The sequence below is a fragment of the Streptomyces sp. JJ66 genome, assembly GCF_019303495.1.
GTDB lineage: Bacteria > Actinomycetota > Actinomycetes > Streptomycetales > Streptomycetaceae > Streptomyces.
This window is the reverse complement of the sequence record NZ_JAEVFI010000006.1, coordinates 63,493-84,367: the sequence shown is the minus strand read 5'-3', so window position 1 is coordinate 84,367 and position 20,875 is coordinate 63,493. Positions and strand designations below refer to the sequence as shown.

The following is a 20,875-nucleotide window of genomic DNA, read 5'->3' as shown; positions in this document are numbered from 1 at the left end:
GAGGGGCTGTCCGCGCCCCCCGCGGAGGCGGCAGAGGTCTTCGGCGAGCGGCTTCCAGACGCGATCCGGTATGCCGAGCTGCTCGCGGAGGCCGGGGTACGGCGTGGCCTGATCGGCCCGCGGGAGGTACCCCGCCTGTGGGGTCGGCACCTGCTGAACTGCGCCGTCCTCTCCGAGGTCGTGCCGGACGGCGTGACGGTGTGCGACGTGGGTTCGGGCGCGGGTCTGCCTGGTATTCCGCTGGCGCTGGTCCGGCCCGACCTGCGGATCACGCTGCTGGAGCCGCTGCTCCGGCGCACCACGTTCCTACAGGAGGCCGTGGAGCTGCTCGGCCTTGATCACGTCACCGTCGTGCGCGGGCGAGCCGAGGAAGTGCTGGGCACGCTGTCTCCGGTGCATGTGGTCACGGCCCGCGCGGTGGCCCCGCTGGACCGGCTGGCCGGGTGGGGCGTGCCACTGCTGCGACCCTACGGCGAGATGCTGGCGCTCAAGGGGGATACGGCGGAAGAAGAGGTCCAGGGGGCGCGGGCCGCGCTGCAGAAGCTCGGTGTGGTGCGCACTTCGGTGGTACAGGTCGGTGCGGGAGTGGTGCAGCCGCCTGCCACCGTTGTCCGCGCGGAGGTCGGGGAAAGCCCCGGTGGCGTGCGGTTCGCGAAGAAGCGGGCCAAGGCGGCGCGGGCCGACCGTTCCGCGCGCCGCCGTCGCTGAAGCAACTGTCTGCCGTCACCGAGGGGCGCTGACTGTCGGTGACGGCATTCGGCTGTTCTGGGGGCATACAAGCCGCAAAGCTGTGCAGAGCGGAGTGTCTGCCCCTGCGGCGCGCACGGCGAGTGCATCGTGTTTCACGTGAAACGCCGCTCCCTTCTGCACGGAATCATCAGTCGAGGTCGTGCGGCCGCTGATCCGCACCGCCGCACGACGCGCCAGCCCGGACGTTCCCCGGACTCCGGGGACGTATCCACAACTGGTGAGTTGTCCACAGCCGAGCGGGACTCAGTGGTTCACCGGCCGGAAGGCATGGCAGGCTTTGACCCTGCGAAGGTGCCTTTCGAGGAGAGTGAACCGTTGCGGTCCGACGCCGACACTGCGGGACCGATGGCCGATCCGGTCCCTGGTCCCCGCGCTGAACTGGCGGATGTTTCACGTGAAACGCGTGAGACGCTGCCTCCCATGGACGACACCCCCATCGGGCGAGCCGCTCAGCAGGCCGTCGAGGCGATGAACCGCGCCGGTGAAGGTCTTCCCCGGCCTGCCGAGACCCGCGTCATGGTGGTCGCCAACCAGAAAGGAGGCGTGGGGAAGACTACGACCACGGTGAATCTCGCCGCCTCCCTGGCTCTCCACGGTGCCCGGGTCCTGGTGATCGACCTTGACCCACAGGGCAATGCCTCCACGGCGCTGGGCATCGACCATCACGCGGAAGTGCCGTCCATTTACGACGTCTTGGTGGAGAGCCGCCCGCTTGCCGAAGTCGTGCAGCCGGTCCGCGATGTGGAGGGCCTCTTCTGCGCGCCGGCGACGATCGACCTCGCCGGCGCGGAGATCGAACTGGTCTCCCTGGTGGCAAGGGAGAGCCGTCTCCAACGGGCCCTGACGGCATACGAGCAGCCGCTGGACTACATCCTCATCGACTGCCCACCTTCGCTCGGCCTGCTGACGGTCAACGCGCTCGTCGCGGGCGCCGAGGTCGTCATCCCAATCCAGTGCGAGTATTACGCGCTGGAAGGACTGGGGCAGCTGCTGCGGAACGTGGAACTGGTGAAGGGCCACCTGAACCCGGCGCTCCACGTGTCCACGATCCTGCTGACGATGTACGACGGCCGGACCCGGCTAGCCTCCCAGGTCGCCGACGAGGTACGCGGCCACTTCAAGCACGAGGTGCTGCGCACCAACATCCCGCGGTCCGTCCGCATCTCTGAGGCCCCCAGCTACGGCCAGACGGTCCTCACCTACGATCCCGGCTCCAGCGGTGCGCTCTCCTACCTGGAGGCCGCGCGGGAGATCGCGCTGCGCAACACCGATGCGCAGTGGGTACACCAGCACAGCACGTCGGAGGGGAATCAGTGAGCGAACGACGTAGGGGCCTGGGCCGTGGGCTGGGTGCACTGATCCCGGCAGCACCCACCGGTCAGGAACACGACGGCCCCAAGCCCACCATTGGCAGTAACGGCGCCACCTCACCGAGTGCCGTCCCGACGATGTTCTCCTCCGAGCGCGGAGTGGCGGCCGCCGCGGTGACCGCGTTGCCGGACAGCGCGCGTCGGCAGCACGACCGCGCTCAGGCAACCGAGGATCAGGAGACCGCGCAGGAAGCGGCCTCGGTCACCACCACCGAAGTGGCGGGAGCCCATTTCGCGGAGGTGCCGCTAGAGGCCATCACGCCTAACCCGCGACAGCCGCGTGAGGTCTTCGACGAGGACGCACTGGCCGAGCTGGTGGTCTCCATCCAGGAAGTCGGCCTGCTCCAGCCCGTCGTCGTACGGCAGCTGGATGCGGAGCGCTACGAGCTCATCATGGGTGAGCGGCGGTGGCGTGCCTGCCGGGAAGCCGGACTCGACCGGATTCCGGCGATCGTCCGGGCGACCGAGGACGACAAGCTTCTCCTCGACGCCCTGCTGGAAAACCTGCACCGTACCCAGCTGAACCCGCTGGAAGAGGCGGCCGCCTACGACCAGTTGCTAAAGGACTTCAGCTGTACCCACGATCAGCTCGCCGACCGCATCGGGCGTTCCCGGCCTCAGGTGTCCAACACTCTGCGGCTGCTGCGCCTGTCACCGTCGGTCCAGCGCCGGGTGGCCGCGGGTGTGCTGTCCGCTGGGCACGCTCGCGCGCTGCTCTCTGTGGAGGACGCGGAGGACCAGGAGCGGCTCGCTCACCGCATCGTGGCCGAGGGGCTGTCGGTGCGGGCGGTCGAGGAAATCGTGACGCTGATGAGCGACCAGCCCGGGCGGGCTGCCAAGGGGAAGGGGCCGCGGGCTGGGAAGCGGGTATCCCCCGCACTCGACCACCTGGCCAGCCGCCTCTCCGACCGCTTCGAGACCCGGGTGAAGGTCGATCTGGGCCAGAAGAAGGGCAAGATCGTCGTGGAGTTCGCGTCGATAGAGGATCTGGAGCGGATTCTGTCGCAGTTCGCCCCCGGCGAAGGCCGAGTCCTGGAGCAGCGGCTCTCCGCAGCGGACAGCGACACGGAGCAGCAGGCCGAGTAGCCGCTGAGCTCCCTCAGCACGACGCCCCATGGATACGATGGCTCCATGGGGCGTCAACTCGTTCCGCTCACCTTGGACAATCTCTCCGACCTGCCGTCTCCCTGCCGTCGCTGTGTGTTCTGGGAGCTTGACCCGGTCAGCGGCGAGCAGGCCGCGAAGGATGGCCAAACGGAGGCGGAGAAGGAGGCATGGCTCTCCTCCGTGCTGCTGGACTGGGGGTCCTGCGGGCGGGTCGTCTCCGTGGACGGCAAGCCGGTGGGTTTCGTGCTCTACGCTCCCCCGGCGTATGTCGCGCGCTCCACGGCCTTCCCCACCGGCCCGGTGTCGCCGGACGCGGTGCAGTTGATGACAGCGTCCCTGCTGCCGGAGTACCAGGGCCAGGGGCTGGGCCGCGTCATGGTCCAGACGGTGGCCAAGGACGTGTTGCGCCGCAACTTCAAGGCGATCGAAGCCATCGCGGACGCACGGTGGCGGGAGCCGGGCTGTTTGCTGCCTGCGGAGCACCTGCGCGCGGTCGGCTTCAAGACCGTGCGAGCCCACCCCCGCTATCCGCGGCTCCGGCTGGACCTGCGCAGCACCCTGTCGTGGAAGGCGGATGTCGAGCGCGCGCTCGACCAACTACTCGGAGCAGTCCAGAAGGACCATCCCGTCCTGCGCCCCTTGTAAGGCGGTCCAGCCATAGGGAAACGGCCCGGCCCCGGCGACCGGGGGCGGGCCGTTTCACGTGAAACAGTGCCGCCTCAGGCGATGAAGTCGGAGAGCTCACGTTCCAGGGCAGCCTTGGGCTTCGCGCCGACGATCGTCTTCACGACTTCGCCGCCCTTGTAGACGTTCATCGTCGGGATGGACATGATGCCGTACTTCGCGGCCGTCTCCGGGTTCTCGTCGATGTTGAGCTTCACGACGGTGATCTTGTCGGCCTGCTCCTCGGAGATCGCCTCCAGCGAAGGGGCGATCTGACGGCAGGGGCCGCACCAGGCCGCCCAGAAATCGACGAGCACGGGCTTGTCGCTCTGCAGCACGACCTTCTCGAAGTCGGCGTCGGTGGCGGTCACGGTGGCCATGGGATCTCCTTGGTTGGGGTTGCGGTGTGGGGTACGGACGCCGGGTGAGGACAGCGGTCAGACGGTGGCGGCCTGCGTGGCGGACTCGGCGGCTTCCGCGGCCTCTTCGGCCTTCTCCGGTTCGGCGGGCTCACCGGCGGTCAGGGCGGCAAGGAAGCGCTCCGCGTCCAGCGCTGCCGAGCAGCCGGTGCCGGCGGCGGTGATGGCCTGGCGGTAGGTGTGGTCCACGACGTCACCAGCGGCGAATACCCCGGGCAGGTTGGTCCGGGTGGAGGGGGACTCCACCCGCAGGTAGCCCTCGGCGTCCAGCTCCAGCACCTCGCGGAACAGCTCGGTACGCGGGTCGTGACCGATCGCGACGAACAGCCCCGTGACCGGCAGCTCGCTCGTGGCTCCAGTCTGAGTGTTGCGCAAGGTGAGGGCGGCGAGCTTGCCGTCCTGGTCGTGGATCTCAGCGACCTCGCTGTCCCACGCGAAGGAGATCTTCTCGTCCGCGAAGGCGCGCTCCTGCATGGCCTTGGAGGCCCGCAGGGTGTCGCGGCGGTGGACGATGGTGACCGACTTGGCGAAGCGGGAGAGGAACGTGGCCTCCTCCATCGCGGTGTCACCGCCACCGACGACCGCGATGTCCTGGTCGCGGAAGAAGAAGCCGTCGCAGGTAGCGCAGTAGGACACGCCACGACCGGACAGCTCGTCCTCCTTCGGCAGGCCGAGCTTGCGGTGCTGGGAGCCGGTCGCGACGATCACGGTGCGGGCCCGGTAGACCGTGCCGGCGGAGTCGGTGACCGTCTTGATGTCACCGGTGAGGTCGACAGCCGTCACGTCGTCCGGGATCAGCTCGGCCCCGAAGCGCTCTGCCTGGGCCCGCATCTGGTCCATCAGTTCAGGACCCATGATTCCGTCGCGGAAGCCCGGGAAGTTCTCCACCTCGGTGGTGTTCATCAGCGCGCCGCCAGCGGTGACGGAGCCTTCGAAGATGAGCGGCTTGAGTGACGCGCGTGCGGTGTAGAGGGCCGCGGTGTAGCCCGCGGGCCCGGAGCCGATGATGATCACGTTGCGGACGTCACTCACGGATGTCTTCCTTGTCTGCCGACGGCGTACCGGATCTCTCTGGCGAGGTTCTCACCCCACCCAACGGATACTAAAGGCCGCGCATTCCCGCCCCGGCCCCACGTCGGGCGGACGCGCCCCGCGTGGCAGTGTGCAGTCAGCGGCGTTCGACGGTGAGGGAGGCCAGCCGCTCTCCCGGCGCGTCGGGAGCGTCATCGACGCAGCTCGCGTCGATGACATAGGCGTCCACCTTCCCCTTGTCGCCGTGGTGGGGCAGGAGGACGAGGTAGGAGGCTGTTCCCTCGTAGGACTCCTCGGCGGCCGCGATCGGGGTTTCGGTCCGTCCCGTCGCCTGCTGCACACAGGAGGGGACCACAGAAGTCGCGCCGGGTGCTGTTTCGGTGGTGAACGGAGCATCCGGTGCGTTGTGTGCCTCCGGCTCGCCCTGGGCTTTCTGCTGGCCTTCCGGATGCCCGGGCGCGGTCGGTTCGGCTGCTGCGGCACGGGTGAGGAGCTGGTGCACGCGCTCCTCCAGGCCGGCGGTGCGCGACGCCTCGGCCTCGGTGACGACCGGCGGGCGTTCCGGATCGGCAGAAAGCAGCACCGGAATAACGAGCGCACCGGCGACGGCAGCGGCGAGGACTCCGGTGACCCCCCACCGGGCGGCACGGCGCTGACGTCCTCGGGAGCGTCGTCCGGTGGACGGGGTGCCGCGGCCCGGTCCGGTCTTCGCCGCGGGCGCGCCTGCGGGCCGACGTGTTTCACGTGAAACATGCGCGGGCTGGTCCGCCGGAGGCCGCGCCTCGGGAGTCGCTGTCCCCGGGTGCGGGACGTCGGGGTCGCCCGCCTGGGCGGCGGACCCCATGAGCGCTTGGGCCGCCAGGGCGGCGTCGATGCGCTCAGCGACGTCGTCCGGCATGCGCGGCATGTCTGGCAGTGTGCCGAGCGTGCCCCGCATCTCTTCCAGAGCGCTGAGCACGTCCGCGCAGAGCGGGCACACGTCAAGATGGTGTCGGAGCTGCCCGGCGCGGTCGGACGTCAGCAGGCCCTCATCGAGAGCGGAGATCTCCTCGACCTCCGGGTGCCCGTCGGGGCCGGACGTCGCGAACGACGCGGTCATGCTGGTCCACCTCCGCCCTTCACCGCTCCGGTTCCCTCGGTGCCTCGCCTCGATGGGACGGCCGCCCCCCGGGTCCGGTTCCTTCCCTGGTCCGCAGGCACCTGCCCCTCCGGGCGCAGGTGCCTGAGCAGGGGCAGCAGGCGGGCGCGACCGCGCGCACAGCGACTCTTCACGGTGCCGACGGCGACATCGAGGACTTCGGCCGCCTCGGCGACGGGGTAGCCCTGCATATCGACGAGTACGAGCGCCGCCCGCTGCTCCACGGGCAGCTCAGCGAGGGCGGCGGCCAGCTCCCGGTGCACGTCGGCCCGCTCGGCCGGAGCGGCGGCGGACTCCTCGGGCTCTAGCATGCGGTCGAGTCGCTCGGTGTCGTCGGTGAGCGAGGTGCGCCGGGCGGCGACCTTGCGGGCGCGGTCGAGGCAGGCGTTCACGGTGATGCGGTGCAGCCAGGTCGTCACGGCCGCCTGACCGCGGAAGGTGTGCGCGCGCCGGTAGGCGGAGACGAGCGCGTCCTGCACGGCGTCCGCGGCCTCCTCCCGGTCGCCCAGGGTGCGCAGCGCCACGGCCCACAGCCGGTCGCGGTGGCGGCGCACGAGTTCACCGAAGGCATCTGGATCGCCCGCGACATGCGCGGCCAGCAGGGCGTGATCGTCCACAGCCGCCGGGTCAGCGGAACGTGCGGGCTGCCCGTTGGTGTCGTCGCCCACCGCAAGGCCCTCCCTCAGCCGCGCCGCGGATCAGCTGGTGATGCCGATCTCCGTGATGCGGCCACGGTATTCGCCGTCCCCGGTGTGCGGTAGCTCTGTGAGCCACACCAGCACGTACCGGGTGCGGATCGGCTGTTTCGCGCTGAGCGTGACATCGGTGCCCGTGGCACTGTCCACCTTGCTGAAGTCACCCAGCGAGTCGGGGCGCCCGGCGGCGTCGGCCGGAGCGGCGAGGAAGTCCACCGACGTCTCGCCGAGGAAATTCACCTTCAGGTCGCTGACCTGCTGGACGCTGCCCAGATCCAGGATCAGGCCGACGCCTGGTTTGAGGTTCCCGAACGCCGCGCTGCGGTAGTAGAGCGTCTGCCAGTAGGTCCCCGGGTCCCCGTCGAACGCCAGGGCCGCCTTCTCGGCGCTCTCGCGGCCCGCGCCCTTCGGGTCCAGGATGCGGGCGGAGGCGATGTCCACGGGCTGTCCCGAGGCTGGCTGCTCGCCACCGGCGGGCTCCTCGCCGCTGACCTCCTCGGGGTCCGGCTCCGACTGCGCTGGCCCCTTGGCCTTGTCCCCCCGCAACAGGGCGTCCGCGACCTGCCAGCTGCCCAGCCCCAGCGCCGCGATCAGCAGGGCGGATACCCCCCACTTGAGCACCTTGCCGGTGCGGCCCGGCAGCGTGGGCGGCGCGTCGGTTACGGGCACCGGACCGAGAGCCCCGCCGCCCATCGGTACCGCGTCGGGGGCCAGGACGCCCTGCTGGTACGTCGTGCGCTCATACGGGGTCGGCTGCAGGAACGTGGGCTCCTCCGGGGGGATACGCGGTAGCTCTGCGACGGCGGCCGCCAACTCCTCCGGAGTGGTACACGGCGGGTTCTCGCTCGACGCGGTGGCACCGTCGTTGACCAGTGCCCGCATCGCCAGCTCCGACAGGCCCCGGTGGACGCCGGCGCGCACCTGGTCGGGCGGGATGAGCGTGCCGCCCGACAGCTGGGTGACACCGGTGAGGCCGTAGGCGTCCTCCTCGTACGGCCAGCGCTGGGTGAGGGCCGCGTACAGCAGGGCGCCGATCGCCTCGGTGTCGGTGCGCTGCGGGGAGTCGGAGCTGATGCCGCGCAGTGCCGCGTTCACCGCCAGGCCCCGCACCCGGTACTGGCCGGTGGCGGTGCGCAGGACGGAACCGGGCGTCAGGCGTAGGTGCGCCAGTCCCTCGCGGTGGGCCACGGCCATCGCCTGCGCGAGCTGGCTGACCAGTTCGTAGCACTCGTGGGCGGGCAGCGGCCCGGCGGCGAGCACCGCGGTCAGCGGGGTGGCGTCGGGCAGCCACTCGTGCACGACGTAGACCCGGTCGCCGTCCTCGACGGCGTCCAGTACCTGCACGAAGCGCGGATCGCCGAGCAGCGCGGCAGAGCGTGCGGCGGCCAGCACGGGGCGTACCTGCCGGTGGTGGGAGGGCAGCAGGTGCACGCCCACGGCCCGGCGCAGCTTCTCGTCAACGGCACGCCAGCTGCTGAAGCCGTCGAGCCGGGTGACGCATTCCTCCAGGCGGTACCGGCGCGCGAGCTTGTCGCCGCTGTGCGGCTCCGGGACGTCGGCGGGCTGTGGGTCGCGGTCGGCGGGCGGGGAGCCGGCGCCTGGTTCGGTGGTGGCGGGGTCCGGGGGCACGGGGGTGGCTTCGACGGTGTCGCTGGCAGCGGGGCCGGCGGCGTCGGTGTCCGCGCTCGCGTCGGCGTCGCCGGCCGTGTCACCGGCGGCGTCCACCGCACCGTCCTGGGGCTGCGCACCGTCGGCCGCGGCCGCCTCGGAGGCAGGCGGCCGCGAGGTGTGCTCGCTGCTGCCGTCACCGCCCGAGTTCGCCACGTCGACGGCAGCTGTACTCCGTTCCGCCACCGTCGCTCCTGCCTCCCCTGTATCGCGTCCCGTGAGCAGGCCGGTGAGCCCGGCTCCGGGGCCGGTCCACGGGAACCGCCCCCAGACAATTGTGCCCGCAGACCGCCGTCGTGCACGACACACGGTGGCAGTCGGGGGCATCAGCGCCCGAGCTTGGCGCGCACCATGCCGATCATGGCCGTCAGCTCCTGGACGCGCATGCGCTTGGCGGCCAGGACGAAGACGACGCCGAGCACCAGCGAACCGGTGACCAGCGCCACCAGACCTCCCGTGAAGCCGCTGCCCAGCAGCTGGAGCACACCGTAGGCGGCCCCGCCGCCGAGCACGGCACCGGGGATGCTGGCGCTGCACAGCCGGGCGTAGGAGCGGGCGATGTGACCTCCGTCCAGGTCGCCGTCGAGCTTGCGGCGAAGCCGCCGCCAGGCCACGACGACGCCGATGACGTAGGCCAGACCGTAGGCGGCGGCCATACCGGCGACGGCGTAGCGGCTCGGCAGGAGCAGGTAGCACAGCCCGGCCCCCGCGGCGTTGCCGATGGCGACGATGACGGTGTTGTAGAAGGGCGTGCGGGTGTCCTCGAACGCGTAGAAGGCGCGCAGGACGACGTACTGCACGGAGAACGGGATCAGGCCGAGGCCGAAGGCCATGAGGATCACGCCCATGGAGGTGGCGGCGTCGCTCCCGACGGAGGCGTAGAGCACCAGGCACATCGGCACGCCGAGCGCCAGGAAGGCGAACGCGATCGGCACGATGGCCACCGCCGAGGTGCGCAGGCCGTGCGAGAGGTCGTCGCGGACGGTGCCGGTGTCGCCGTCGTGCGCGGAGCGGGAGAGCCGCGGCAACAGCGCGGCCATCACCGAGACGGTGATGATGGCCTGTGGCATCTGCCAGATGAGCAGCGCGTTCTGATAGCCGAGGATGCCCGTGCCCTCGTTGCCCGTGTCCGCGGCCGCCGCACCCGCCGCGGTCGCGAGCTGGGTGACGACGATGAGTCCGGCCTGGTTGGCCAGGACGAACAGGAAGGTCCACTTGGCGAGCCGGACCGCTTTCCCCAGGCCCTGGCCCTTCCAGTCGAACCGGGGGCGGAACCGGAAGCCGGCGGCCTTCAGAAACGGCAGCATGGCCAGCGCCTGCACCACCAGGCCCAGCAGCGTGCCGACGCCGAGGAGGCGCACGCCTTCGTCGGGAATCGTGGTGACCCCCATCTCCGAGGTGGTGGCGGTGCCGTAGACCCAGATGAACGCGCCGAAGGTGAAGATGATGACGAGGTTGTTCAGGACCGGCGTCCACATCATCGCGCCGAACCGGCCGCGGGCGTTGAGGATCTGGCCCATCACGACGTGCACGCCCATGAAGAAGATCGTGGGCAGGCAGTAGCGGGCGAAGGTGACGGCGACGCTGTTGGCGTCGGGGTCGTTCGCCGTCTCCACGGAGAGCATGCGCACCAGCAGCGGTGCGCCGAGGACGCTCAGGGCGACCAGCGCGCCCAGCACCACCATCACGAGCGTCAGCAGGCGGTTGGCGTACGCCTCGCCGCCGTCCTCGTCGTTCTTCATGGCCCGCACGAGCTGCGGCACGAACACCGAGTTCAGGCCGCCGCCGATGGACAGCATGTAGATCATCGTCGGCAGCGTGTAGGCGACCGTGTACGCGTCACCCAGGATGCCGACGCCCAGCGCGGCCGCCAGGACGAGGGTGCGGAGGAAGCCGGTGACGCGGGAGACGAGGGTGCCCGCGGCCATGATCGCGCTGGACTTCAGCAGACCGCCGCCGCGTCCGGAGGGTTTGGTGGGAGTCGCCGGGGCCTGCTGAGGCGGAGCTGACGGCTCGGTGGGCGCGTCGCCGGGCGGCGGTGGCAGGGGGCTCTCGTCCGGGTAGGAGGGTTCCTGCGGGGTCTGCGCCGGGGCGTGCTGCGCTGTCGCGTGCGGCGGATGCGGCTGTCGGCGTGCCTGCTGCGCGTGCTGCTGCGGTGGGTGCTGCTGCGCCTGCTGCGGTGGGTGCTGCTGGTGTGGCCCGGGCTGCGACGGCGGCCCCGCGTGCGGCGGCTGCCCGCCGGGGGGCGGGCCGGGCGCGTACGACGGTGCGCCCGGTGGGGTGGGCTGGTGGTGCCGCTGCTGGGCGTGCAGGTGGGTCTGCGGTGGAGGGGCGGTCGCCTGCTGGTCCCGGAAGAGGTGCGCGAAGGCGTCCTCGGGCTGCTCCCGGGGCACGGCTCCCGCCCGCTCGTCGTCGTCGGGGGCGCGGGTGATGAGGTCGTCTACGCCGGTGTACTTGACGTGGTCGGGCGCGTCGCCGTACGGCAGGCGGCGGGAGGGGCCGTCCGGCTCCGGTGCCGGTGGCGCCGCCCAGCGCCGGGGGTCGGGGGCGTGCTGCTGGGCGGGGGGCGGCTGGTACAGCGTCTCCGGGCCGGGCGGCGGCGGTGGGGGCGGGTGCTCGGCGTGGTCGTACAGGGCCTCGGTCACCGGGTCCTGCGCGGTGAGGTCACGGCGCCGGTAGGGGTCGCCCGCGTACGCGTCGTGCGCGTAGGTGTCCGGGTGGTAGCCCTCGGGCTTCGCGTTCTGGGCGTCCGGGCGGTCCGCGGGCGGGCCGCTTTGGGCCGGGCCATCCGGCGCGGCAGGCCATGCGGCCTCACCGCGCTCGGGGTCGTACGGCTCGTTCACTGGGTACCCCACCTCATCGTCCGCGGCCGACGGCCTGCCCGGCTCCTCGCTCAACAGTCCACTTTCTCACCTGGGCCCGGGCTCTCCCCGCTTTCGGCCCGGGTGTCATCGGGGGCTGCGCTCTTCGTGCCGCTGGATTCCGGGCTGGCGCCAGCGCCGGGACGGGCGGACGGGGCGTCGTCGTCCGGCTCGGGGTCGTCCTCGGCTTCTGCGGGGTCCTCGGCCTCTGGGGTGACCAGCGGCGCGTCGGGGTCCGGCTGCGGGCCGCGCCGCTTGCGCTGGGTGTACATGCGCACCCCGGCCAGCACCACGAGCAGTACGCCACCCGCGATGACGAGCAGCACCGTGGAGGTGATCTCGGTGACGTCCACCTGGAACGTCATCGGCTCCCCGTAGGGCTTGTTGTCCTCGGTGTAGAGCTGCGCGGTGAGGGAGGTGCGGCCGTTGGCCTTCGCGGTCGTGTCGAAGGTGATGGACTGGCTGTGACCGCCCTCGACGACCACGGGCTTGATCTCGTCGTCGATCTCCAGCCCGATCCGGCGGCCCGAGGTGAGCCGCAGCTTCAGCCCGTCTACCTCCTGCACCAGGTTGTTCTGGACGGTCACGGGGATGGTGGCGCTGCGCCCGGACAGCGTGATGCGGGACTTATCGACGAGGCCGACCTGATCGGTGAGGCTCACCAGGTGTTCCTGCACCGAGTCCCGGTACGCGGTGGCCTCGGCGGCGCGGCCGCGCCAGGAGGTGGACATTTCCCGGCGGATCGCGTTGCCGAACGGCGTCACCACACGGTCCTCCCGGCTGAGGATGACGGCGAAGTTCCGCAGTGTCGTCTGCGTCTCGCGCATCGCCTCGAAAGCCGTTGTGGGCAGCTCCTGCTCGCGCAGCTCCTCCGGGTAGGCGGCGGCTTCCGGCACCTGGCGGTTCGCGCGGGAATCGGGTTCGGCCGTGACCGTCTCGGACAGCGGTACGACGTCCGCCCAGCCGCTGTCCTCGGTCAGCGCCTCTAGGGCCGTGGCCATGGTCTGCGTCTGGCTGGCCGTGGGCATGCGCTGGGGGGCGAGGAGGAGATGCCGCTGCTTGGCCGGGTTCTGCTCGGTGACGGACAGGGTGTGGGCCAGGAACTGCTGCACCGCCGCCGTGGTGTGGTCCGCGCGCGTCAGGTCGCCCTCGAACAGCGTGGAGAGCCGGGCGTCGGCGGAGACGGCGGTGATGCCGCCGCCGATGGGGCGGGCGGCGTTGGGGGTGTAGGTGAGCCCGCCCGTCTCGCGGAGAGAGTCGCTGCGGGTGATGACGTGCCGGGCACCGGCGGAGGTGGCGACGGAGACGATGGCCGGATCGAGGGCGCCTTGGACGGGCCAGGCGTAGTCGGTGCTGGGCGTGGTGTGGAGGATGGACTCGATGGTGGAGGCGGCTACCTCGGTGGCGGGCTGGAGGTGCCCGAGCGCTCCGGAGACGCCCCGGCCGCGGTGGGCGAGCGCGGCGATGTCGGGGTCGGCGAAGGGCACGGCGACGACTTCCTCGTCCTCGACGGCCTCCTGGAGTTGGTCGAGCCAGGCGCTCGCGACCTCTTGACCGGTGCCGGAGACCGGACCGTCCGGCGTCTCGACCCGGTAGGGCTGCGTCATCGCGTGGACGGACGCCAGCAGGTCGGGGTCGATGACCCAGGTGACCGGAAGGCCCGCGCCGGTGGTGACGAGCTGGTGCAGCCGCCCGCCGGGCGAGATCTCGTCGATGAGGGCTTCGTTGCGGAAGATCGGGGTCTGCTGCTCGTCGGACTCGGTGCGGGCCGTCAGGTGCGGTGAGGAGATCAGCGGCCACAGGGCGGTGACCTTGGTGCGGGTGTCGGCCGGGGACTTCTGCCAGGGCAGCGGCGTCCGTTCGATGCCGAGGATCTGCTCGTACGGCGTGTCCTGCGTCTCGCCCGCGAGGGTGACGCCGAGCTGGTAGACGCCGCTGTCGTCCAGGTTCAGGTCCTCCACCGGCACTGCCAGGGTGAAGGGGCGGGTGGCCCCCGGGGCAAGGGCGGGCAGGGCCACGGCGGTGTCCTCGCCGGTGACCTCGGTGCCGTCGGAGCCGGGGGCGTACTGCTTCTCGCCGGTGATGCCGTCGATGGAGCTGCGGGTCGTCAGGCGGGGCCCGGTGCGCAGCCCCACCTCGGCGTCGCCGATGGTGGTACGCGAGCGGTTCGTGACGGTACCCCTGACCGTGAGCGTGCCGTCCGCGCCCGGGGTGAGGGGCGAGATCTCGGTCAGGGCGATCTCGGCTGAGCGGGAACCGGTGGCATCGGCCAACGGCGGCTGCCGGGGCACCACGCGCTCGGCTGCGGCCGGCGCGGTGGCGGGCAGGGCTCCGGCGAGCAGCGGCGACAGCACCAGAGCGACCGCCGCGCGATGGCGCCACCGTCTGGGCACCGGGCCCCCAGGAGTCCCCTGCTTGTACGCCGCTTCGGCCACGCGCTGTCCGTCCTGTCTTCCGCCGCCGGTGGGTCTGCGCACTCCCGATGCTAACGAGCCCCGCAGGCCACGGGTGCCGCGGCTCATGCCGGGGCACACCCCCGAAACCCAGGCCATCTGCGATGCCCCGCCGCACCGTGAACGGCCGGGGCGGGGCGGCGGGCGGATACGGGGTGGGCGGAGGCGACCGGGTGGCACGTACGCTGTGCTGTTGTGCCGAACCCCAAGACTGACAGCCCCGCCCAGCCGCCGACGCCCGACCTCAGCACGGTGCAGCGCCGCGCGGTGAGTGAGCTGCTGCGGGTCTCACCCGTAGCGGACGACCTGGCCCGCCGCTTCCGGGAAGCCGGCTTCTCACTGGCCCTGGTCGGCGGCTCGGTGCGGGACGCGCTGCTGGGCCGTCTGGGCAATGACCTGGACTTCACCACGGACGCGCGGCCCCAGGACGTGCTGAAGCTCGTGCGCCCCTGGGCGGACGCTGTGTGGGACGTCGGCATCGCCTTCGGCACCGTGGGCTGTCTGAAGTCCGCGGACGCGGCTGACGGGGCGCAGGAGTACCAGATCGAGATCACGACCTACCGCTCCGAGATCTACGACCGCGCTTCCCGCAAGCCGGAGGTTTCCTACGGCGACTCGATCGAGGAAGACCTCGTCCGCCGGGATTTCGCCGTGAACGCGATGGCTGTTGCCCTGCCGCAGAAGGAGTTCATCGATCCGCACGGCGGTCTGGCGGACCTGGCCCGCCGCGTGCTGCGTACGCCCGGTGCCCCGCAGGACAGTTTCTCCGACGACCCGCTGCGCATGCTGCGGGCGGCCCGGTTCGCGGCCCAGCTCGGTTTCACCGTGGACGCCGAGGTGCTGGCGGCGATGCGGGACATGGGGGACCGCATCGCCATCGTCTCCGCGGAACGGGTGCGAGATGAGCTGAACAAGCTGGTGCTCTCCGCGCAGCCTCGGCGCGGCCTGGAGATCCTGGTGGAGACGGGGCTGGCCGAACACGTCCTGCCCGAGCTTCCGGCGCTGCGGCTGGAGCGGGACGAACACCACCGGCACAAGGACGTCTACGAGCACTCGCTCACGGTGCTGGACCAGGCGATCGCCCTGGAGGACTCCGGGCCGGACCTGACGCTGCGCCTGGCCGCGCTGCTGCACGACATCGGCAAGCCGCGCACGCGCCGGTTCGAGAAGGACGGGCGGGTCTCGTTCCACCACCACGAGGTGGTCGGCGCGAAGATGACGCGCAAGCGGATGACGGCGCTGAAATACTCCAAGGAGATGATCAAGGACGTCTCCCGCCTGGTGGAGTTGCACCTGCGCTTCCACGGCTACGGCACCGGAGAGTGGACGGACTCGGCGGTGCGCCGTTACGTGCGGGACGCCGGACCGCTGCTCGACCGGCTGCACAAGCTGACGCGCTCGGACTGCACCACGCGGAACAAGCGCAAGGCGAGTGCCCTCTCCCGGGCGTACGACGGGTTGGAGGAGCGCATCGCCCGCCTGCAGGAGCAGGAGGAGCTGAACGCGATCCGCCCGGACCTCAACGGCAACGAGATCATGGAGATCCTGGACGTGGGGCCCGGACCGGAGATCGGCGAGGCGTACCGGTTTCTGCTCGACCAGCGGCTGGAGAACGGCCCGCTGGAGCGGGCGGCGGCAGTGGCGCTGCTGAAGGACTGGTGGGCCGCGCGCGGGGAGCAGGCGTAGCCCGAGGCACGGGGTGTGTGTTTCACGTGAAACACACACCCCGTGCCTCGGGGGCGGAGCTGCCCGGCTCAGGGCATCGGCTCTCCCGGGAGTGTGCCGGGCCGCTGGCCTACCGGGGCTCCGGGGTGTCAGTCCGGAGACGGAGCCGGAAGATGCCCAGTGCCGTCAGCAGGTACAGCAGCGCGGCAGCGACCACCAAAGGCGCAGAGCGGCCGTCCGGGGGGAGCATGAGCGCCGCTACACCGGCCGCGCCCACAAAGGCCACGTTGTACTGCACGTCGTAGAGGGCGAACACGCGACCGCGAAACGCGTCGTCCACGGTCGCCTGGACCACCGTGTCCGTCGCGATCTTCGCTCCCTGCGTCGCCAGCCCCACGAGGAAAGCCGCGACGAGCATGGGTGTCGGCTGGAACGCCAGCCCCAGCGGCAGCACGAGCGTCCCGGCTCCGGCGGCGCACCAGGCCATCCACCCCAGCCGGCCCAGCTGCCGCGCGCACCATGGAGTGAGGACGGCAGCGAGGAAGAAGCCTGCCCCGGAGACGCCGACGGCCACGCCCAGCAAAGCCATGCCCTCGTCCACGGTCTCGCTCCAGGAGTAGCGGAAGAGCATCAGCACCATGACGAAGAGCGCGCCATAGCAAAAGCGCAGTGCCCCCATAGCGACGAGTGCCTGTGCGGCGACGCGGCGGTGACCCAGGTGACGTAGCCCGTCGGCCAGCCCGCGTACGGTGCTGGCCACGGCGGCGAGCAAGCGCGGTTGTACCAGGGTGGGGTCCGGCCCCAGCGTGTCCCGGCCCAGCCGCAGGGCCGACAGCCCGGCCGTCAGGTACAACACGGCAGCACAGGTCACCACCCAGGCGTCAGCGGTCGGCCCGTCCGGGGCCAGCACCTGGAGGCCGAGGGCTGCCGCGCCGCCGAGGGTGGCGGCAATGGTCCCGGCGGTTGGGGAGACGGAGTTCCCCATCACCAACCGCTCGCTGTCCACGACGCGGGGTAGTGCGGCGGAGAGGCCCGCCAGGATGAAGCGGTTCACCGCCGTCACCGAGAGGGCCGAGAGGTAGAACAGCCACGTCGGTACGGACGCCAGCAGCAGGGCGGCGGTGCTCAGGGCCATGACGGCGCGCAGCACATTGCCGTACAACAGCACCTGGCGGCGCCGCCAGCGGTCCAGCAGCACGCCTGCGAACGGGCCGAGCAGGGAGTAGGGGAGGAGCAGGACGGCCATGGCGGCGGCAATGGCACCTGCCGAGGTCTCGTTCTCCGGGGAGAAGACGACGTATGCGGCCAGCGCCACCTGGTATACGCCATCGGCCAGTTGGGAGAGCAGGCGCACGGTGAGGAGTCTGCGGAAGCCGGCAAAGCGCAGCAGCACGCGGCCGTCGTGAAGGAGGCTGCCGCGGGTGCCCGCCATGCGCTCCGTGCCTGCCTTCCGCTTGCGCCGTCAGCGTCAGAGCCGGGTGCCGGTGTGTTTCACGTGAAACATGCGCGGTCCCGTCCCGTCACCGTGTGGTGGTGCCCCAGCGTACGGTCCCTTCGGCGCCTGCTGTGGACGGCTCGGTTGCGGTGGTTGCGGTGTGACCGAGAACGAAGCGGTCCGGTGCGCCGTCGAGCACGCCGCCCGAGGGGTCGTCCGAGCCGTCGCGCCGCACGGGGTCACGCTCGGGGGTGAGGGCATCGCGCACGATCAGGGCGCACAGGTAGAGCGTGCCCAGGAGGTGGAACACGATGGCCGCGTGGTAGCCCTCGGGTGGCAGGCCCTGCTGGCCATCGCCGGTGCGGTAGGCGAGGTAGAGCCAGATGCCGAAGAAGTAGACGACCTCACACCCCTGCCAGATCAGGAAGTCCCGCCAGCGGGGGCGGGCCAGCGCGGCCAGCGGGATGAGCCACAGGACGTACTGGGGCGAGTAGACCTTGTTGGTGAGGATGAACAGGGCCACCATCAGGAAGGCAACCTGGGCGAAGCGAGGGCGGCGCGGGGCGTAGAGCACGAGGGCACCGATCCCCAGGCAGCCCAGCAGAACCAGCAGAATGGCGAAGAGGTTGGCCTCCACCGTGCCGTCGGTGCGCTGCGAGAGGATCAGCCAGAACGAGCCGAAGTCAACCCCGCGCTCCTGCGAGAAGGTATAGAACGTGGCCCAGCCTTCGAACGCGAACAGCATGATCGGCAGGTTCACCGCCAGCCAGGCCCCAGCGGTTCCGGCCACCGCCGCAAGGTAGGCCCGGAAGCGTCCTGCCCGCAGACACAGCACCAGCAGGGGCATGAGCAGCAGTACGGGGTACAGCTTGGCGGCCGTGGCGAGACCGAGCAGCACGCCGAACGCCAGCGGACGCCCGCGCGACCAGGCCAGCATCGCCGCCGCCGTGAGCGCCACGACCAGCAGGTCCCAGTTGATGGTGGCGGTCAGCGCGAACGCCGGGGCCAGCGCGACCAGCAGCGCGTCCCAGGGGCGTCGGCGGTGTGTCCGGGCCACGCACACCACCATCACCACGGCGCACGCCATCAGCAGGCCGGCGTTGACCAGCCAGTACGCCTGCTGTTCGGCCACCTGCTGGGGGAACTCCGGCGTGAGCCACGCGGAGACCTGCATGAACAGGCCGGTGAGGACCGGATACTCCAGGAACTCCATGTTCCCGGACACTTCGCTGATCCGGTCGAAGTACGGCGTCAGACCGGCTGCGAAGCCGCGCCCGGTGTACAGGTGCGGGATGTCGGAGTAACACGCGTGGGTGTACTGGGCGCCGGCTCGGAAGAACCAGCCGCCGTTGTAGCAGGGCAGCTTCTGCACCATGCCCAGTGCGAAGAGCCCCAGCGCGCAGAGGACGAGCACGCGCACGGGCGTCCACGGGCTGCTGCCGACGAGGGCGTGCCGCCCGACGGGTCCCCCGATCAGCTCGCTCCCCGCCGCAGCGACCTCGTCCCGCTCGGTGGGCCGGACGACCTCACCACCTCGCACGCTCCTCATGCCCCACATCCTGCCTCACCCGCCCCCCACCCCAGCTCCACCGCACCCTCGCCGTCACCGGAGCCCTGGTAAGCCCGCTCGGCAGGCCCGTCAGGTTTGGGCCATGTCGACGAAGCGGGAGTAGTGGCCCTGGAAGGCGACGGTGATGGTGGCGGTGGGGCCGTTGCGGTGCTTGGCCACGATCAGGTCGGCCTCGCCAGCCCGGGGCGATTCCTTCTCGTAGGCGTCTTCCCGGTGGAGGAGGATCACCATGTCCGCGTCCTGCTCGATGGAGCCGGACTCACGCAGGTCGGAGACCATCGGCTTCTTGTCTGTGCGCTGTTCGGGGCCGCGGTTGAGCTGCGAGAGCGCGATGACCGGGACCTCAAGCTCCTTGGCCAGCAGCTTGAGGTTACGGGACATCTCCGAGACCTCTTGCTGACGTGACTCCGGCCGCCGCGAGCCACCGGACTGCATCAGCTGCAGGTAGTCGATGACGATCAGCCGCAGGTCGTTGCGCTGCTTGAGCCGACGACACTTGGCGCGGATTTCCATCATCGTCAGATTCGGCGAGTCGTCGATGTACAGCGGCGCGTCAGTGACCTGGGGCATCTGGCGGGCGATCTTGTTCCAGTCGTCGTCCGTCATGCTGCCGGAGCGCATGTGGTGCAGCGCGACGCGCGCTTCGGCGGACAGCAGGCGCATCGCGATCTCGTTGCGGCCCATCTCCAGGGAGAAGATGACGCTGGGCAGCTGGTGCCGGATCGAGCAGGCCCGCGCGAAGTCGAGGGCGAGCGTGGACTTACCCATGGCGGGGCGGGCCGCGATGACGATCATCTGGCCCGGGTGCAGGCCGTTCGTCAGCGAGTCGAGGTCGGTGAAGCCGGTGGGGACGCCGGTCATCTGACCGCTGCGCGACCCGATGGCCTCGATCTCGTCGAGCGCACCCTCCATGATGTCGTTGAGCGGCAGGTAGTCCTCGGAGGTGCGCTGCTCGGTGACGGCGTAGATCTCCGCCTGCGCGGAGTTGACGATCTCGTCCACGTCGCCGTCGGCCGCGTATCCCATCTGGGTGATGCGCGTCCCGGCCTCCACCAGTCTGCGCAGCACCGCCCGCTCGTGGACGATTTCCGCGTAGTACTCGGCGTTCGCGGCGGTGGGCACCGTCTGGACCAGTGAGTGCACGTAGCCGTTGCCGCCGACCTTGGTCAGCTCGCCGCGCCGTGTCAGCTCGGCGGCGACGGTGATCGGGTCGGCCGGCTCGCCCTTGGCGTACAGGTCCAGGATGGCCTGGTAGATCGTCTCGTGGGCGGGCCGGTAGAAGTCCTGCCCCTGGAGGACCTCCACGACGTCGGCGATCGCCTCCTTGGACAGCAGCATGCCGCCGAGGACGGACTGTTCCGCCCCGAGATCCTGGGGCGGGACGCGCTCGAAGGGGCTGCCCGAGTCGAAGCCGCCGCCCAGGGAGCCACCGCCCGAACCGCCGCCCGAACCGCCGCCCGAACCGCCGCCCGAACCGCTGCCACCCGAACCGCCGCCGGCGAAGTCGTCGTGGCCGCGCTCGTGCTGCTCGCCGCCGTCCGGCTCGGCTCCGCGCCGCGGGCGGGACACCGGCAGCCGGTCCCCGGGACGGGCCGCGGGGGCCGCCGACGCCCACGGGTCTTCCAGATGCTCGGGCTGAGCCACCGCGCCACCTCCTCCCGAGCCGAACCGCAGTGCACCTCTTTCTACGGCACAGCTCTGACAACTGAGCCGCCCGACTCCGGTTACGACACGAGGGGCTCGCGGCGAAGCAGAGGGGAACGTGAGGCGGGCGCCGGACTACGCTACGGCCCTCCCCGGCTGGCACCAATCTGGTTATCCACAGGGCCCTGTGGGTGATGTGCTCCATCCTGTGGAGAACCCGCGCATTCCTGTGTACGGCTCGGGGGACAGCACTGTGGAGAAGACCGCTCGCAGCTCCGGACACCGGCCCTCACCTGCGTCTTCTCCGTCCACGGGCTGTGCAGGGAAAAAACTTCGCCCGGTCGGGGGAGATCCACGCGCCGAAGGCTGGGTGTAGCGCGGCACAGCCCGTCTGGTAATAGGTAG

General features: G+C 70.9%; 15 protein-coding genes. 5 read left to right on the top strand and 10 right to left on the bottom strand.

Going from position 1 to position 20,875, the window contains the following annotated elements; genetic code table 11:
- The first annotated feature begins 6 nt into the window (after positions 1-6).
- The 4 genes from rsmG to JJV70_RS06465 all read left to right on the top strand — a co-directional run bounded on the left by rsmG (position 7) and on the right by JJV70_RS06465 (position 3,872).
- The gene (rsmG, locus tag JJV70_RS06480; RefSeq protein ID WP_219046832.1) at positions 7-708 is read left to right on the top strand and encodes a 16S rRNA (guanine(527)-N(7))-methyltransferase RsmG; all 702 of its coding nucleotides are present in this window, start codon (positions 7-9) and stop codon (positions 706-708) included.
- 309 nt (positions 709-1,017) lie between these two features.
- Positions 1,018-2,067: an AAA family ATPase gene (locus JJV70_RS06475; RefSeq protein WP_306823417.1), complete on the top strand. Its 1,050-nt coding sequence runs from the start codon at positions 1,018-1,020 to the stop codon at positions 2,065-2,067.
- Positions 2,064-3,206: a ParB/RepB/Spo0J family partition protein gene (locus JJV70_RS06470; RefSeq protein ID WP_219046762.1), complete on the top strand. Its 1,143-nt coding sequence runs from the start codon at positions 2,064-2,066 to the stop codon at positions 3,204-3,206. Before JJV70_RS06475 ends, JJV70_RS06470 begins: the two co-directional genes overlap by 4 nt.
- A gap of 45 nt (positions 3,207-3,251) precedes the next feature.
- Positions 3,252-3,872 carry a GNAT family N-acetyltransferase gene (locus tag JJV70_RS06465; protein ID WP_219046761.1) on the top strand — a complete coding sequence of 207 codons (621 nt, stop codon included), beginning with the start codon at positions 3,252-3,254 and terminating at the stop codon, positions 3,870-3,872.
- Between the two features lie 74 nt (positions 3,873-3,946).
- On the opposite strand, the gene trxA is transcribed toward JJV70_RS06465, so the two are convergent.
- The 7 genes from trxA to JJV70_RS06430 form a co-directional block, all read right to left on the bottom strand.
- Positions 3,947-4,270, bottom strand: a complete 324-nt coding sequence (gene trxA / locus JJV70_RS06460; protein ID WP_219046760.1) for a thioredoxin — start codon at positions 4,268-4,270, stop codon at positions 3,947-3,949.
- A 57-nt stretch (positions 4,271-4,327) separates the two neighbouring features.
- On the bottom strand, positions 4,328-5,341 hold the full coding sequence (trxB, locus tag JJV70_RS06455) for a thioredoxin-disulfide reductase (protein WP_219046759.1): 1,014 nt from the start codon (positions 5,339-5,341) through the stop codon (positions 4,328-4,330).
- Between the two features lie 136 nt (positions 5,342-5,477).
- The gene (locus tag JJV70_RS06450; RefSeq protein WP_219046758.1) at positions 5,478-6,440 is read right to left on the bottom strand and encodes an anti-sigma factor; all 963 of its coding nucleotides are present in this window, start codon (positions 6,438-6,440) and stop codon (positions 5,478-5,480) included.
- Entirely contained in the window at positions 6,437-7,147 is a 711-nt protein-coding gene (gene sigM / locus JJV70_RS06445; protein ID WP_374227253.1) for an RNA polymerase sigma factor SigM, read from the bottom strand. Before sigM ends, JJV70_RS06450 begins: the two co-directional genes overlap by 4 nt.
- 30 nt (positions 7,148-7,177) lie before the next feature.
- Positions 7,178-9,028 (bottom strand): protein kinase family protein, encoded by a 1,851-nt coding sequence (locus tag JJV70_RS06440; RefSeq protein WP_219046757.1) that lies wholly within the window; start codon positions 9,026-9,028, stop codon positions 7,178-7,180.
- 140 nt (positions 9,029-9,168) lie between these two features.
- Positions 9,169-11,685, bottom strand: coding sequence for a murein biosynthesis integral membrane protein MurJ (gene murJ, locus JJV70_RS06435; protein WP_219046756.1), 2,517 nt, complete (start codon positions 11,683-11,685; stop codon positions 9,169-9,171).
- A gap of 50 nt (positions 11,686-11,735) precedes the next feature.
- Positions 11,736-14,138 carry a DUF6049 family protein gene (locus JJV70_RS06430; protein WP_219046755.1) on the bottom strand — a complete coding sequence of 801 codons (2,403 nt, stop codon included), beginning with the start codon at positions 14,136-14,138 and terminating at the stop codon, positions 11,736-11,738.
- 213 nt (positions 14,139-14,351) lie between these two features.
- Between JJV70_RS06430 and JJV70_RS06425 the strand changes: the two genes are divergently transcribed.
- Complete coding sequence (locus JJV70_RS06425; protein ID WP_219046754.1) at positions 14,352-15,842, top strand: CCA tRNA nucleotidyltransferase; 1,491 nt, start codon at positions 14,352-14,354, stop codon at positions 15,840-15,842.
- Positions 15,843-15,951: 109 nt separating this feature from the next.
- Here the strand turns inward: JJV70_RS06425 and JJV70_RS06420 are convergent, their stop codons facing one another.
- From JJV70_RS06420 to dnaB, 3 genes are all read right to left on the bottom strand, one after another.
- Positions 15,952-17,253, bottom strand: coding sequence for an MFS transporter (locus JJV70_RS06420; protein WP_219046753.1), 1,302 nt, complete (start codon positions 17,251-17,253; stop codon positions 15,952-15,954).
- Between the two features lie 88 nt (positions 17,254-17,341).
- Positions 17,342-18,805, bottom strand: a complete 1,464-nt coding sequence (locus tag JJV70_RS06415; RefSeq protein WP_257573498.1) for a glycosyltransferase family 87 protein — start codon at positions 18,803-18,805, stop codon at positions 17,342-17,344.
- A gap of 90 nt (positions 18,806-18,895) precedes the next feature.
- Positions 18,896-20,470: a replicative DNA helicase gene (gene dnaB, locus JJV70_RS06410; protein ID WP_219046751.1), complete on the bottom strand. Its 1,575-nt coding sequence runs from the start codon at positions 20,468-20,470 to the stop codon at positions 18,896-18,898.
- Positions 20,471-20,875 lie beyond the last annotated feature (405 nt).

What these genes read in the sequence shown, in the direction of transcription:
- JJV70_RS06420 (WP_219046753.1), bottom strand. Translation starts at nt 17,253, where the DNA reads ATGGCGGGCACCCGCGGCAGCCTCCTTCACGACGGCCGCGTGCTGCTG.
- JJV70_RS06465 (WP_219046761.1), top strand. Translation starts at nt 3,252, where the DNA reads ATGGGGCGTCAACTCGTTCCGCTCACCTTGGACAATCTCTCCGACCTG.
- JJV70_RS06415 (WP_257573498.1), bottom strand. Translation starts at nt 18,805, where the DNA reads ATGAGGAGCGTGCGAGGTGGTGAGGTCGTCCGGCCCACCGAGCGGGAC.
- JJV70_RS06475 (WP_306823417.1), top strand. Translation starts at nt 1,018, where the DNA reads ATGGCAGGCTTTGACCCTGCGAAGGTGCCTTTCGAGGAGAGTGAACCG.
- trxA (WP_219046760.1), bottom strand. Translation starts at nt 4,270, where the DNA reads ATGGCCACCGTGACCGCCACCGACGCCGACTTCGAGAAGGTCGTGCTG.
- JJV70_RS06450 (WP_219046758.1), bottom strand. Translation starts at nt 6,440, where the DNA reads ATGACCGCGTCGTTCGCGACGTCCGGCCCCGACGGGCACCCGGAGGTC.